This window comes from Pseudomonas graminis (assembly GCF_001705435.1).
Classification (GTDB): Bacteria; Pseudomonadota; Gammaproteobacteria; order Pseudomonadales; family Pseudomonadaceae; genus Aquipseudomonas; species Aquipseudomonas graminis_B.
This window is the reverse complement of sequence record NZ_MDEN01000059.1, coordinates 225,148-239,538: the sequence shown is the minus strand read 5'-3', so window position 1 is coordinate 239,538 and position 14,391 is coordinate 225,148. Positions and strand designations below refer to the sequence as shown.

15 protein-coding genes are annotated in these 14,391 nt (G+C 60.2%); 10 read left to right on the top strand and 5 right to left on the bottom strand.

Translation table 11 applies throughout. The features are described from left to right. Positions 1–100: 100 nt before the first annotated feature. Positions 101–775 (bottom strand): RadC family protein, encoded by a 675-nt coding sequence (gene radC / locus BBI10_RS09290; protein ID WP_065988236.1) that lies wholly within the window; start codon positions 773–775, stop codon positions 101–103. A 131-nt stretch (positions 776–906) separates the two neighbouring features. On the opposite strand from radC, the gene coaBC reads away from it, so the two are divergent. The 4 genes from coaBC (at position 907) to argB (ending at position 6,204) form a co-directional block, all read left to right on the top strand. Further along, positions 907–2,115 carry a bifunctional phosphopantothenoylcysteine decarboxylase/phosphopantothenate--cysteine ligase CoaBC gene (gene coaBC, locus BBI10_RS09285; protein ID WP_065988235.1) on the top strand — a complete coding sequence of 403 codons (1,209 nt, stop codon included), beginning with the start codon at positions 907–909 and terminating at the stop codon, positions 2,113–2,115. Between the two features lie 6 nt (positions 2,116–2,121). Next, on the top strand, positions 2,122–2,577 hold the full coding sequence (dut, locus tag BBI10_RS09280; protein WP_065988234.1) for a dUTP diphosphatase: 456 nt from the start codon (positions 2,122–2,124) through the stop codon (positions 2,575–2,577). A 1,301-nt stretch (positions 2,578–3,878) separates the two neighbouring features. Beyond that, positions 3,879–5,276, top strand: coding sequence for a phosphomannomutase/phosphoglucomutase (locus BBI10_RS27925; RefSeq protein ID WP_244160333.1), 1,398 nt, complete (start codon positions 3,879–3,881; stop codon positions 5,274–5,276). A gap of 22 nt (positions 5,277–5,298) precedes the next feature. After that, positions 5,299–6,204: an acetylglutamate kinase gene (gene argB / locus BBI10_RS09270; protein WP_065988232.1), complete on the top strand. Its 906-nt coding sequence runs from the start codon at positions 5,299–5,301 to the stop codon at positions 6,202–6,204. A gap of 84 nt (positions 6,205–6,288) precedes the next feature. Here argB and BBI10_RS09265 read toward each other — a convergent pair whose 3' ends face one another. Then, the gene (locus BBI10_RS09265) at positions 6,289–6,891 is read right to left on the bottom strand and encodes a DUF4124 domain-containing protein (RefSeq protein ID WP_065988231.1); all 603 of its coding nucleotides are present in this window, start codon (positions 6,889–6,891) and stop codon (positions 6,289–6,291) included. A gap of 20 nt (positions 6,892–6,911) precedes the next feature. Beyond that, positions 6,912–7,553 carry an orotate phosphoribosyltransferase gene (gene pyrE, locus BBI10_RS09260; protein WP_065988230.1) on the bottom strand — a complete coding sequence of 214 codons (642 nt, stop codon included), beginning with the start codon at positions 7,551–7,553 and terminating at the stop codon, positions 6,912–6,914. Positions 7,554–7,635: 82 nt separating this feature from the next. On the opposite strand from pyrE, the gene BBI10_RS09255 reads away from it, so the two are divergent. Next, positions 7,636–8,415: an exodeoxyribonuclease III gene (locus tag BBI10_RS09255; RefSeq protein ID WP_065988229.1), complete on the top strand. Its 780-nt coding sequence runs from the start codon at positions 7,636–7,638 to the stop codon at positions 8,413–8,415. 82 nt (positions 8,416–8,497) lie between these two features. On the opposite strand, the gene BBI10_RS09250 is transcribed toward BBI10_RS09255, so the two are convergent. Both BBI10_RS09250 and rph read right to left on the bottom strand, forming a co-directional pair. After that, a complete protein-coding gene (locus tag BBI10_RS09250) occupies positions 8,498–8,866 on the bottom strand; it encodes a DUF4870 domain-containing protein (RefSeq protein ID WP_065988228.1) in 369 nt (122 codons plus the stop codon). 47 nt (positions 8,867–8,913) lie between these two features. Next, entirely contained in the window at positions 8,914–9,636 is a 723-nt protein-coding gene (rph, locus tag BBI10_RS09245) for a ribonuclease PH (RefSeq protein ID WP_065988227.1), read from the bottom strand. Positions 9,637–9,925: 289 nt separating this feature from the next. On the opposite strand from rph, the gene BBI10_RS09240 reads away from it, so the two are divergent. From BBI10_RS09240 to BBI10_RS09220, 5 genes are all read left to right on the top strand, one after another. After that, positions 9,926–10,789 (top strand): YicC/YloC family endoribonuclease, encoded by an 864-nt coding sequence (locus tag BBI10_RS09240; protein WP_065988226.1) that lies wholly within the window; start codon positions 9,926–9,928, stop codon positions 10,787–10,789. Positions 10,790–10,802: 13 nt separating this feature from the next. Next, the gene (gene gmk / locus BBI10_RS09235; RefSeq protein WP_065988225.1) at positions 10,803–11,423 is read left to right on the top strand and encodes a guanylate kinase; all 621 of its coding nucleotides are present in this window, start codon (positions 10,803–10,805) and stop codon (positions 11,421–11,423) included. A 130-nt stretch (positions 11,424–11,553) separates the two neighbouring features. Beyond that, positions 11,554–11,817 carry a DNA-directed RNA polymerase subunit omega gene (rpoZ, locus tag BBI10_RS09230; RefSeq protein ID WP_025257879.1) on the top strand — a complete coding sequence of 88 codons (264 nt, stop codon included), beginning with the start codon at positions 11,554–11,556 and terminating at the stop codon, positions 11,815–11,817. Positions 11,818–11,877: 60 nt separating this feature from the next. Continuing rightward, the gene (spoT, locus tag BBI10_RS09225; protein ID WP_065988224.1) at positions 11,878–13,986 is read left to right on the top strand and encodes a bifunctional GTP diphosphokinase/guanosine-3',5'-bis pyrophosphate 3'-pyrophosphohydrolase; all 2,109 of its coding nucleotides are present in this window, start codon (positions 11,878–11,880) and stop codon (positions 13,984–13,986) included. Positions 13,987–14,010: 24 nt separating this feature from the next. After that, positions 14,011–14,391, top strand: coding sequence for a RidA family protein (locus BBI10_RS09220; protein ID WP_065988223.1), 381 nt, complete (start codon positions 14,011–14,013; stop codon positions 14,389–14,391).

Genomic DNA, 14,391 nt, shown 5'->3' with positions numbered 1-14,391 from the left:
TTGTAAATAAATCAGTCCCCTTTCAACAATGCGGTATGGCCCGCCCCCTTCCCGGCTAAAGCCGGTCCCACGAACAGCTTGTCGGCCAGCTTTACAGCCGCTACATCAACCCATACTCAACCATCGACAACGGATCGCCGTCGCCGATGATCAAATGATCCAGCACCACCACGTCCACCAGCGCCAGCGCCTGTTTCAGGTGCCGCGTCAGATCGATATCGGCTTCGCTGGCGTCTTTTACGCCGGAGGGGTGATTGTGACAAAGGATCAATCCCGCCGAGTTGTGGGCCAATGCGCGCTTGACCACCTGCCGCGCGTGAACATGCGCCGTGTTGATCGAGCCGTGAAACAACACTTCGAAGGTCTGAACCCGGTTCTTGCTGTCCAGAAACAGGCAACCAAAGACTTCATGGGGCTCGTGCCGTAACAGCGCCTTGAGGTAGCGACGCACCTGCGTCGGGTTTTCCAGCACAGAATCGCGCTTCAAATCCTCGCCCATGTTGCGCCGGGCCATTTCCATGACCGCCTGCAATTGCGCGAACTTGGCGGGTCCCAGACCCAGCTCGCTGCTGAACGCCGTCAGGTTGGCTTCGAGCAATGCACGCAGGCTGCCGAACTGATTCAAAAGGTGCCGGGCCAGGTCCACGGCACTTCTGCCCGAGACGCCCGTGCGCAAGAAAATCGCCAGCAATTCAGCGTCCGACAGACTCGACGCCCCCCGTTCCAGCAGCTTCTCCCGCGGACGCTCTGCCGCCGGCCAATCGCGAATACTCATAGCAGCTCCCTGTCTGTGGCGCCGCTGTTCCCGTGCGGTCGCTGTGCTATCTTAGCCGCTCTTTTTTGCGCGACAGTCAGGCCTGGGGAGGCTAATGATTGCCGCGTGTTAACCGACCTTAAGGCAGGCCTATGCAGCGGCTGTATCGAAAACGCATCGTTCTCGGCGTCGGCGGTGGCATCGCGGCCTACAAGAGCGCCGAACTGGTCCGCCGTTTGCGCGACCACGGTGCAGAAGTCCGTGTCGTCATGACCAAAGGCGGCGCCGAGTTTATTACCCCGCTGACCATGCAGGCCTTGTCCGGCCATCCGGTTCACCTTGATTTGCTCGACCCCGCAGCCGAAGCCGCCATGGGCCATATCGAGCTGGCCAAGTGGGCCGACATGATCCTCATCGCACCGGGCACCGCCGACCTCATGGCCCGCCTGGCCCAAGGCATTGCCAACGATCTGCTGACCACCGTGGTGCTGGCGACCGATGCCATCGTTGCCGTCGCACCCGCGATGAATCAGGCGATGTGGCGCGACCCCTCCGTGCAGGCCAATCTGCAACTGCTCGAACAGCGCGGTCTGCGCATGTTCGGTCCGGCCAGCGGCAGCCAGGCCTGTGGAGACGTCGGCTACGGGCGCATGCTCGAACCCAATGACCTGGCGCAATCGGCCGCCGATTGCTTCCAGCGCCTAACGCTGACCGGCAAGCACGTGTTGATCACCGCCGGCCCGACTCAGGAAAACATCGATCCGGTTCGCTACATCACCAACCACAGCTCCGGAAAAATGGGCTTCGCCCTGGCCGAAGCCGCTGCCGAAGCGGGCGCGCGGGTCACCCTGATCACTGGCCCGGTGAACCTGCAGACACCTGACCGAGTGTCGCGTGTCGACGTCGTCAGCGCCCGCGACATGCTCGCCGCCTGCGAAGACGCCATGCCTTGCGATCTCTTCATCGCCTCCGCAGCCGTCGCGGACTACCGGCCGGAAGTCGTCGCCACGCAGAAATTGAAGAAAGATCCCACGACCGGAGATGGTCTTCTGTTGCAGATGGTCCGCAACCCGGACATTCTCGCCACCCTCGCCCAGCGCCCGGATCGCCCGTTCAGCGTAGGCTTCGCGGCCGAAACCGAACACCTGCTCGATTACGCCGCACGCAAGCTCAAGGACAAGAACCTTGATCTGATCGTCGCCAATGACGTCGCCAATCCCAGCATTGGCTTCAACAGCGAAGAAAACGCCTGCAGCGTGATCGACCGAGCGTTGCAAGCGACGCTCTTCGCCCAGACCAGCAAAGCCAAGATCGCGCGGCAGCTGGTGACTTTTATCGCCGATCGCATGAACCAGGTTTAATCACGAATGCACGCTCTACAAGCCAAGATCCTCGACCCTCGCATTGGCAGCGAATTTCCGCTTCCCGCTTACGCCACTTCAGGCTCGGCCGGCCTGGACCTGCGCGCCATGCTGAAAGAAGACACGCTGCTCGAACCCGGCCAAACCCTCCTGATTCCTACCGGGCTGTCGATATACATCGCAGACCATGGCCTGGCTGCACTGATCCTGCCGCGCTCGGGCCTGGGGCATAAACACGGCATCGTGCTGGGCAACCTGGTGGGCCTGATCGACTCCGATTATCAAGGCGAGCTGATGGTTTCCTGCTGGAACCGCGGCCAGACCGCTTTTAATATCTCCATCGGCGAGCGTCTGGCTCAGCTTGTACTGGTGCCGGTGGTGCAGGCGCAGTTTGAAATCGTCGAAGAGTTCGATGAAAGTCAGCGCGGCGCTGGCGGCTTCGGTCACTCCGGCAGCCACTGATCCCGCAAAAAACACCCACTTTGGCTAACGCATCGCTTGTGGCCTGACGTGCTGTAAGCGATGCGAACACAACAAGAACGCGTCAGGACGACCCAGCACGGAGAGTTAGTTTGAAAGGCATCAAACGCACAGCCAAAGTGACCCCCGCTCCGGAAACAACCGACGCGCTCAGTAAAGACGCCAATCTGAGTTTGGCGAGTCCCGGCCTCATTCCTGCACTCATCGGCCTGATCGCGGCAATGGTGCTGGTGTGGCTTGCCATTCAAAGCCAGCCGCAGCAACAGGAGCAGCTGGTTCAGGCCTGGGGCAGCGCGCAAGCCGGGGCCGTCAACAAGGCACTGCGTCAGATCAACGCTGACACCCAGGCCGCTGCAATGGACCCCGCGCTGAACCAGGCCTTGTCGAGCAGCAATCCGTCGCTCATCGAAAGCGCGCAAAACCAACTGCGGTACCGCGACGGCGTGGTGGGCGCACGGCTCAACCCTATGGGGTTCAACAGCGTAGACACCCAAAGCGCTCTGCCGATCAGCTTCGCCACGCTGGACATGCTGGCCAAGGCCGGCAAGGGTGAAATGCCGGCGCCCGAAGCGCGCAAGGTTGGCGACACATGGCTGATCTACAGCGCCGCCGCCCTGCGCACGTCACCAGACGCGCCGATCACCGGCACATTGCTGCTGGCGTTCAATCCGCAGCGCCTGATCGCCGCACTCCCCGAGACCCCCACCGATGTGGGTCAGGTGGTACTCGTGCAACAGTTCGGTACCGCCACTGCGCAGACTTTTCTCACCCGTGGCGAAGACGATGGCAGCCGTGCACAGGAATTCTCCACCGGCTACCCCAACTGGAAACTGACCTTTGCCGCCGGCACAGCACTACAAGGCTCCACGCCCTGGCTGATGCTGCTGCTCGCCTTGCTGGTTGCCGCCGGTGCAATGCTGCTAGCGCTCTATCTGAACGAGAGTGCGCTCAAGCGCCGGGTCGCGGCTGACGCGCGGCAGCTTGAGCAACTGCTGCAAGAGCTCTCTGGGGGCAAGGCCGTCAAGGCCTTCAGCATGAGCCTCCCCGCGTTGAACGGGCTCGCCCAGAGCCTCGCGCGATTCTCGCTGCGCAATAGTCCGACGGGCGCTGCGTCGGATCAAGCATCGAAATCCGGCGCACCGCTGCAGGGTCCTGCACCGGGCCTGCCAGTGGTGTCGGAGGAAGACCAGTTGACCGACCCGCTGTTCCAGGACACCGATATTCTTGACCTCGACTTGATCGATGATCCTCAGGATCTCACGCAGCCGGAGCCCTCCCGCGCCATGAGCAGCAGCGTCTCCAGCGCCCCGCCATTTCCCGAAACGATATTTCGCGCCTATGACATCCGCGGCATTGTTGGCGATACGCTGAACGCCGAAACCGCCTACTGGATCGGCCGAGCCGTCGGCGCAGAAAGCCTGGCGCAGGGCGAGCCGCATGTTTCGGTGGGCCGCGACGGGCGACTTTCAGGCCCTGAGCTGGTCGCGAACCTGATCAAGGGCCTGCACGACAGCGGCTGCCACGTCAGCGACCTTGGTCTGGTGCCCACGCCGGCGCTGTACTACGCCACTCACGTGCTGGCGGGCAAAACAGGCGTCATGCTGACGGGCAGTCACAACCCGAAGGATTACAACGGCTTCAAGATCGTCATTGCCGGCGACACCCTAGCAGACGAGCAGATTCAGGCATTGCACGAACGCATCAAGGCCAATGACCTGCCGTCCGCCAAAGGCAGCATCATCAAGGTCAATATCCTCGACCGTTATGCCAGCCAGATCATTGGCGATGTCGTGCTCGCGCGGCGCATGAAAGTGGTGGTGGACTGCGGCAACGGCGTCGGCGGCGTCATCGCCCCGCAATTGATCGAAGCGCTGAATTGCGAAGTCATCCCGCTGTACTGCGAGGTCGACGGCAACTTCCCCAATCATCACCCTGATCCTGGCAAGCCGGAGAACCTTCAGGACCTGATCGCCAAGGTTCGGGAAACCGGTGCCGATCTGGGCCTGGCGTTCGACGGTGATGCCGATCGTGTCGGTGTCGTCACCAACATCGGCACCATCATCTATCCTGACCGTCTGCTAATGCTGTTTGCCCGCGATGTGGTCAAGCGCAACCCCGGGGCCGACGTGATTTTCGACGTCAAATGCACACGCCGCCTGATACCGTTGATCCACGAATACGGAGGCCGCCCGGTCATGTGGAAGACTGGGCATTCGTTGATCAAGAAGAAGATGAAAGAAAACGGCGCGCTGCTGGCAGGCGAGATGAGCGGACACATCTTCTTCAGGGAGCGTTGGTTCGGTTTCGACGACGGCATCTACAGCGCGGCGCGTCTGCTGGAGATCCTCAGTCAGGAAAAACTAAGCGCCGAGGAGCTTTTCCAGACCTTTCCAAACGATCTTTCAACGCCCGAGATCAACATCAAAGTCACCGAGACCCGCAAGTTCAGCATCATGGAAGCGCTGGAGCGCGACGCCCAGTGGGGCAATGCCAACCTCACCAGCATCGATGGTGTGCGGGTTGATTATCCGAAAGGCTGGGGCCTGGTTCGCGCGTCCAACACCACCCCGGTGCTGGTATTGCGCTTCGAGGCCGAAACCGAGCTCGAGCTGCAACGGATCAAGGACGTCTTCCACACCCAGTTGAAACACGTAGCACCGGATCTAGAACTTCCTTTTTGACCCTATTTTGAGTGGAGCCCAAATGACCCTCGAACGTGATGCCGCAGCCAATGCCGCCAAGGTCCTCTCCGAAGCGTTGCCCTACATCCGACGCTTTGTCGGCAAGACGCTTGTTATCAAGTACGGCGGCAACGCCATGGAGAGTGACGAGCTGAAAACCGGCTTCGCCCGCGACATCGTGCTGATGAAGGCGGTGGGCATCAACCCGGTCGTGGTTCACGGCGGCGGCCCTCAGATCGGCGACCTGCTCAAGCGTCTGTCGATCGAAAGCCACTTCGTCGACGGCATGCGCGTGACCGATGCAGAAACCATGGACGTGGTGGAAATGGTGCTCGGCGGCCAGGTCAACAAGGACATCGTCAACCTGATCAATCGCCACGGCGGCAGCGCGATCGGCCTGACCGGTAAAGACGCGCAGCTGATTCGCGCGAAAAAAATGAACGTCACGCGCCAAACCCCGGACATGCTCAAGCCGGAAATCATCGACATCGGCCATGTGGGTGAAGTCGTCGGCATCAACACCGACCTGCTGAACATGCTGGTGAAAGGCGATTTCATTCCGGTGATTGCGCCGATTGGCGTGGGCGCGGATGGCGAGTCGTACAACATCAACGCCGATCTGGTGGCAGGCAAGGTCGCTGAAGCCTTGAAGGCTGAAAAGCTGATGCTGCTGACCAACATTGCCGGCTTGATGGACAAGGAAGGCAAAGTGCTGACCGGCCTGACCACCGAGCAGGTGAATAGCTTGATTGCCGACGGCACCATCTACGGCGGGATGCTGCCGAAGATCCGCTGCGCACTGGAAGCGGTTCAGGGCGGGGTCAACACTTCGCACATCATCGACGGCCGTGTGCCGAATGCCGTGCTGCTGGAGATCTTCACCGATACCGGCGTCGGCACGCTGATCAGCAATCGCAAGCGTCACTGATTGCGGCTGCAAAAAGCCCCACGCGGCTCACTGCCGGGTGGGGCTTTTTTATAGCCACGTTTTAGCGGCGTCCAACAGCGGTGATCACCGACCTAGCAACTTCTGCAGCCGCGCTCGATCTTGCGCAAACTCGGCCTCGGCCTGAGTTCGCGCCGTCTGGTAGCGCAGGATGTCGACTTTCAGGTTCTGCTGCTGATCACGCAGATCATCCATCTGATCCAGCAGCGTCTTCGGCACCGGGTGCCCTGCCCGCTCTTGATCAGCTGCCTGTGTTTGCAGCGTGCCTTGCTGGGTAACGAGATTCTGGATGTTGCCTTGCGCCACAACGATCAGGCCATCGAGTTCGGCGAGTCGACGACTCTTCGCCCGGTCGACGTCCTCAACGCTGCTGTACAGCCGCAGCAGATGCGCATCGGCATCGGATTGCAGCTTGGCGGCCTGGGCATTACGCAACTCATCGGCGGACGGTGCAGGCGGTACGGTCTGCACCACGCGGCCGCGCTGATTGAGCACTTCATAACCCTTGCCGACGTACTCCGGCGGCACGCCTTGACGATCGAGCACGGTTACGCCGCGACTGTCGACGTAGCGATACAGCACGATGCCCGGCGCGTCGTCCGCATGAACGCTCGCGATGCAACCCAAACCCAGCGACAGACAAAAACCCAACGTGCCCAGCTTGAGCATAACCGCATCCTTTTGAAGGCTCAGATTCCGTATTGAGCCCGGTACGCTTCGACGGCAGGCAAATGCTGCTTGAGCTGCGGATCGTCGGCCAGAAACTCCAGCACTTGATTCAACGACACGATGCTCACCACCGGAATGCCGAAATCACGCTCGACTTCCTGAATGGCAGACAGTTCGCCGTTGCCGCGCTCCTGGCGGTTCAACGCGATCAGCACGCCTGCAGCGTTCGCGCTCTGGGCCTTAATGATCTGCATGACTTCGCGAATGGCGGTGCCTGCGGTGATCACGTCGTCGATGATCAGCACATTGCCGGTCAACGGCGCACCTACCAGGCTGCCGCCTTCGCCATGGGCCTTGGCCTCTTTGCGGTTGAAGCACCAAGGGAGATCGAGGCTGTGATGCTCGGCAAGGGCCACGGCCGTCGCCGCTGCAAGGGGAATACCCTTGTAGGCCGGGCCGAACAGAACATCGAAGGAGATACCGCTTTCAACGACAGCGGCGGCGTAGAACTTGCCCAGCTGAGCAAGAGCGGAACCGCTGTTGAAAAGACCGGCATTGAAGAAGTAAGGACTGGTGCGTCCAGACTTCAAAGTGAACTCACCGAAGCGCAAAACTCCGCGATCGATGGCAAAACGAATGAAATCGCGTTGATACGCCTGCATGAAAAAAGCCCCGAATACCACGGATTTAGCTAATTAGGTAGAGCTCGGGTATCATACACGCACGTGATTTTTGGGGCCATTTATGCGGATCATCAGTGTGAACGTTAATGGTATTCAGGCTGCAGTCGAGCGTGGTTTGCTCAGTTGGCTGCAAGCCCAGAATGCCGACGTCATCTGCCTTCAGGACACCCGCGCCTCCGCCTTTGAACTGGACGACCCAGCCTTCCAACTGGACGGCTACTTCCTATATGCCTGCGAAGCCGAAGTGCCAGCCCAGGGTGGCGTGGCGCTTTACTCGCGGCTGCAACCGAAGGCGGTCATCAACGGTCTTGGTTTCGAGACGGCTGACCGTTACGGGCGTTACCTGCAGGCAGATTTCGACAAAGTCAGTATCGCGACCTTGCTGCTCCCTTCCGGGATGAACGGCGATGAAGACTTGAATCAGAAATTCAAGCTCATGGACGATTTCGGCAAGTACCTCGACAAGCAGCGGCGCAAACGTCGCGAGTACATTTACTGTGGCTCGCTGTACGTGGCGCAACAGAAGCTGGACATCAAAAACTGGCGCGACAGCCAGCAATCTCCAGGCTTCCTGGCACCAGAGCGTGCGTGGATGGACGAGATCGTTGGCAACATGGGTTATGTCGATGCCCTACGCGAAGTCAGCCGCGAAGGCGATCAGTACAGCTGGTGGCCGGATAACGAACAGGCCGAGATGCTCAATCTGGGCTGGCGCTTCGATTATCAGTTGCTGACCCCGGGCCTGCGCCGTTTCGTACGCAGTGCACGCCTTCCACGCCAGCCGCGCTTCTCGCAACATGCGCCACTGATCGTGGACTACGACTGGACGCTCACTATCTGACGTTCAGTTGCTCAAAAAAGCCGACGTGAAGTCGGCTTTTGTTTGTCCGCAGCTCAGGCAAGCGCCCGATCCTTGATCCCGCTTACTTGATTAACCGCCAGGTGAACGGATAGCGGTAGGCGACGCCGTCATTGACCTTCACGCCCGCGATGATCGTCAGCACCAGCGCGCCGACGCCCACCAGCATCAACAGCGGAAAGCCGATGATCACCACCATCAGCAAAAAACAGATCATCGCGGCAATGGCGACGGTGATCTGAAAATTGAGGGCTTCCTTGCCTTGAGCATCGATGTACGGATCAACTTCTTTCTTGAGCTGCCAGACGATCAGCGGCCCCAGCAAATTGCCGAACGGAAAGATCAGGCCGAAAAACGCCGCGAAGTGGCACAGCATTGCCCACTGACGGACTTCTTTACTCGGCGTTGGCAACGGCGACTGACTCTCGATCATCATGCTTTCCCTGTTTTGATGTAGTGCTCTGACGCAATGGAAATCGATCAGTCGGCCAGTGCCGACTGCTGCAGTTCGAAGATTTCGTTCATGCCTTTTTGAGCCAGTGCCAGCATCGCGTTCAGGTCTTCAGGCTGAAACGGCGCCCCCTCGGCTGTGCCTTGCACTTCGATGAAACCGCCCGCGCTGGTCATGACCACGTTGAGGTCAGTCTCGGCCGCGGAGTCTTCAAGGTAATCCAGGTCCAGCACCGGCTCGCCCTGATACATGCCCACTGACACTGCCGCGATCATCTGTTTCAGCGGATCGCCGCCCTTGAGGCCGCCACGCTTTTTGATGGACTTCAGCGCGTCGATCAGCGCGACCATGGAGCCGGTGATCGACGCAGTGCGCGTCCCGCCGTCCGCCTGGATGACATCGCAGTCGACGTACAAGGTGATTTCACCCAGCTTGGACATGTCCAGTGCCGCGCGCAGCGAGCGACCGATCAGGCGCTGGATCTCGAGGGTACGGCCGCCTTGCTTGCCACGACTGGCTTCGCGCTGGTTACGCTCGCCGGTGGCGCGAGGCAGCATGCCGTATTCAGCTGTCAACCAGCCCTGGCCCTGCCCCTTGAGAAAGCGCGGAACGCCGTTTTCAACGCTGACGGTGCAGATCACCTTGGTATCACCGAACTCGACCAGCACAGAACCCTCGGCGTGCTTGGTGTAGTTGCGGGTGATGCGGATCGGGCGAAGCTGATCGGCAGCGCGACCACTTGGACGTTTCATCTGGGATACCTGTACTGGGAGACGGAAAACGGTCTGCATTATAGAGGTGCAGGCACGGCTTGGGACATCTAATGACGTATTGCTCACGACGGGCGCTGCAGGTTTGCGCTGCCAGGCAGCACGATCACAACGCCGCGCATCGCTTGCGACAATGCCACATTTGGGCGCACACCCTGCACTGAGCTACAATCCTGCGCCTTTATAGCCAGTCGTTTCCCGACGATACTTTGCCGGGGATTCATCCCGGACCGGCTGTCCGCAAACGCCTGAATTTATAGAGGTACTTCCCATGGTGCACAGCATGACGGCTTTTGCCCGCGCTGAACGAGCCGGCCCACAAGGCACGCTGAGCTGGGAAATGCGCTCGGTCAATCACCGTTACCTCGAACCTCACCTGCGCCTGCCGGAATCATTTCGTGACCTCGAAGGCGCTGTGCGCGAGGCGCTGCGCCAGGGCCTTTCCCGAGGCAAGGTCGAATGCACCCTGCGCTTCACCGAAGAGACCGCAGGCAAACCGCTGCAGGTTGACCGCGAACGCGCCGGGCAACTGGTCGCGGTAGCGGAGATCGTCGCCAGCCTGATCAGTCAGCCCGCCGCGCTGAATCCGCTCGAAGTGCTGGCCTGGCCCGGTGTTCTGGTGGCCGATGCTGCCGACCCGCAAGCGCTGAACAACGACGCCCTGGCCCTGTTTAACGAGGCGCTCGATGAGCTCAAGGCTGGTCGCGCCCGCGAAGGCGCCGATCTGGCCAGGCTTCTCGACGAACGGCTCACCGCGATCAAGACTGAAGTCGCGACCTTGCGTACGCTCGTGCCGCAAATGCTCGCCGCCCAGCGCCAAAAGGTGCTCGATCGCTTTGCCGACATGAAGGCCGAGCTCGATCCGCAGCGCCTGGAACAGGAAATGGTCCTGCTGGCGCAAAAAAGTGACGTCGCCGAAGAACTCGACCGCCTGAGCACGCACGTCACTGAAGTGCGCCGCGTACTCAAGGCCGGCGGGCAAGCCGGGCGCCGGCTGGATTTCCTGATGCAGGAGCTCAACCGCGAAGCCAACACACTGGGCTCCAAAGCCTTTGACCCTCGAAGCACGCAAGCCGCCGTCAACCTCAAAGTGTTGATCGAGCAGATGCGCGAACAAGTGCAGAACATTGAGTAAGGCCACCTCCGACATGACCCACAGCACCGGCACCCTGTACATCATTTCCGCCCCATCGGGCGCGGGCAAGACCAGTCTGGTCAACGCCCTGATCAACGCTCAGCCGCAGATCCGCGTGTCGGTGTCCCACACCACCCGGGCCATGCGTCCGGGCGAAGTGGACGGCGTGAACTACCACTTCGTCGATCGCGCCGAATTCGTGCGCATGATCGAGCACGGCGATTTTCTCGAACAGGCTGAAGTCTTCGGCAATATGTACGGGACCTCGCAGAGCCGTTTGCAGCAGACGCTGGACGAAGGTCATGACCTGATTCTGGAGATCGACTGGCAAGGCGCCGAGCAGGTTCGCAAACTGATGCCCCGCGCGCGCTCGATCTTCATTCTGCCGCCAACGCAGCAAGCGCTGCGCCAGCGCCTGACCAATCGGGGTCAGGACAGCGACGAGATTATCGAAGGCCGCATGCGCGAAGCCGTCAGCGAGATGAGTCACTACGCCGAATACGATTACATTGTGATCAACGACGATTTCGCCACGGCGCTCGAAGACCTGAAAGCGATCTTCCGCGCCAACTTGCTGAGCCAGGAACACCAACAGCAGCGCCACACCGAGCTGTTGGCTCAACTGCTGGCCTGACCGGTTCTTAGGCAGCAAAACCGATCCATTCAAAATCAGCGCTTCCCTTAACGCTGGTGATTTTTTAGACTGTCGAGTCCGCTCGCCCATTCGGGCACCGCGCATATCGCATTTGCTACGAGGAATACCCATGGCCCGCGTGACCGTTGAAGACTGCCTGGAACATGTAGATAACCGTTTTGAGCTGGTCATGCTCGCCACCAAGCGCTCGCGTCAACTGGCGACCGGTGGCAAAGAGCCAAAGCTGGCATGGGAAAACGACAAGCCTACCGTAGTGGCCCTGCGTGAAATCGCTGCAGGCCTGATGGATTACGCTGTTATCGCAGAAGCCGAAATCGTTGAAGATGAACCACTGTTCGCTGCATTCGAGGACGAGTCCAGCGAGGCCGTCTAAGCCTATGCCTGGTCGACGTAGCAAGGCGCAGGGTCACAGCCTTCGGCAAGGAGATTTATCTTGCCGAGCATAGACGCCCTCGCCGATCGCCTCTCGACCTACCTCGGCGCAGACCAGGTCAATCTGGTCCGCCGGGCGTACTTCTACGCCGAACAAGCCCACGACGGCCAACGCCGTCGCAGCGGCGAAGCCTACGTCACGCATCCGCTGGCGGTGGCCAATATTCTTGCCGACATGCACATGGACCATCAGAGCCTGATGGCCGCCATGCTGCATGACGTGATCGAAGACACCGGCATCGCCAAAGAAGCGCTTTGTGCACAGTTTGGCGAAACGGTGGCCGAACTGGTCGACGGGGTCAGCAAACTGACCCAGATGAACTTCGAGACCAAAGCCGAAGCTCAGGCCGAGAACTTCCAGAAAATGGCGATGGCCATGGCGCGGGACATTCGCGTCATTCTGGTCAAGCTTGCCGACCGCCTGCATAACATGCGCACGCTGGAAGTCCTCTCCGGAGAGAAGCGCCGTCGCATCGCCAAAGAAACCCTCGAAATCTACGCCCCTATCGCCAATCGCCTTGGCATGCACAGCGTGCGTATCGAATTCGAGGACCTGGGCTTCAAGGCGATGTACCCGATGCGCTCCTCGCGCATCGGCCAGGCGGTCAAGCGCGCGCGCGGCAACCGCAAGGAACTGGTCAACAAGATCGAAGAGTCGCTGAGCCATTGCCTTGCCGTTGATGGCATCGAAGGGGAAGTCAGCGGCCGTCAGAAGCACCTGTATGGCATCTACAAGAAGATGCGCGGCAAGCGTCGCGCCTTCAACGAGATCATGGACGTCTACGCGTTCAGGATCATCGTCGACAAGGTCGACACCTGCTATCGCGTGCTCGGCGCTGTGCACAATTTGTACAAACCGCTGCCGGGGCGCTTCAAGGATTACATCGCGATTCCGAAAGCCAACGGCTATCAATCGCTGCACACCACCCTGTTCGGTATGCATGGCGTGCCCATCGAGATCCAGATTCGTACCCGCGAAATGGAAGAGATGGCCAACAACGGTATCGCCGCGCACTGGCTGTACAAGTCGTCTGGCGATGAACAGCCGAAGAGCACCCATGCGCGGGCCCGTCAGTGGGTCAAGGGCGTGCTGGAAATGCAGCAGCGTGCGGGCAATTCGCTGGAATTCATCGAGAGCGTAAAGATCGACCTGTTCCCGGACGAGGTCTACGTGTTCACGCCGAAGGGCCGGATCATGGAGCTGCCGAAAGGCTCCACGGCGGTCGATTTTGCTTATGCCGTGCACACTGACGTCGGCAACAGCTGCATTGCCTGTCGGATCAATCGTCGGCTGGCCCCGCTTTCCGAACCGCTGCAAAGCGGCTCGACCGTCGAGATCGTCAGTGCTCCCGGGGCGCGTCCGAATCCGGCCTGGCTCAACTTCGTCGTGACCGGCAAGGCCCGTACGCACATCCGCCATGCGCTCAAACTGCAGCGCCGGTCGGAATCGATCAATCTCGGCGAGCGTCTGCTGAACAAAGTGCTTAACGGCTTCGACAGCACGCTGGAAAAGATTCCGGCCGAGCGCGTGCGCCTGATTCTTGCCGAGTATCGGGTCGAGGTCATCGAAGACCTGCTTGAGGACATTGGCCTGGGCAACCGCATGGCTTATGTGGTCGCTCGCCGATTGCTGGCCAGTGAAGGCGACCAACTGCCGAACGCAGAAGGTCCTCTGGCTATTCGTGGCACCGAAGGCCTCGTCCTCAGCTACGCCAAGTGCTGCACGCCGATTCCAGGCGACCCGATTGTCGGGCATTTGTCTGCGGGCAAAGGCATGGTCGTGCACTTGGACAACTGCCGGAACATCACGGAAGTCCGCCACAACCCCGAGAAGTGCATTCAGCTGTCCTGGGCCAAAGACGTCACCGGCGAATTCAATGTCGAGCTGCGCGTCGAACTGGAACACCAGCGCGGCCTGATCGCCCTGCTCGCCAGCAGCGTGAATGCTGCGGACGGCAATATCGAAAAAATCAGTATGGATGAACGCGATGGTCGCATCAGCGTGGTCCAACTGGTGGTCAGCGTTCACGACCGAGTGCACCTGGCCCGCGTGATCAAGAAACTGCGCGCCCTGGCCGGCGTGATCCGCATCACCCGCATGCGCGCGTAGTCAAACCGCAAACAGGAGTTTTTCATGAGCAAGACCGTCATCTCCAGCGACAAAGCCCCTGCCGCCATCGGCACCTATTCCCAGGCAATCAAGGCGGGCAACACCGTCTACATGTCGGGACAGATTCCGCTGGACCCCAAGACCATGGAGCTGGTCGAAGGCTTTGAAGCTCAGACCGTTCAGGTCTTCGAAAACCTGAAGGCTGTGGCCGAAGCTGCAGGCGGTTCGTTCAAGGACATCGTCAAACTGAATATCTTCCTCACCGACCTGAGCCACTTCGCCAAGGTCAACGAGATCATGGGCAAGTATTTTGAGCAGCCGTACCCGGCGCGCGCCGCCATTGGCGTTGCGGCGCTGCCGCGTGGCGCGCAGGTCGAAATGGACGCCATTCTGGTCATCGAGTAA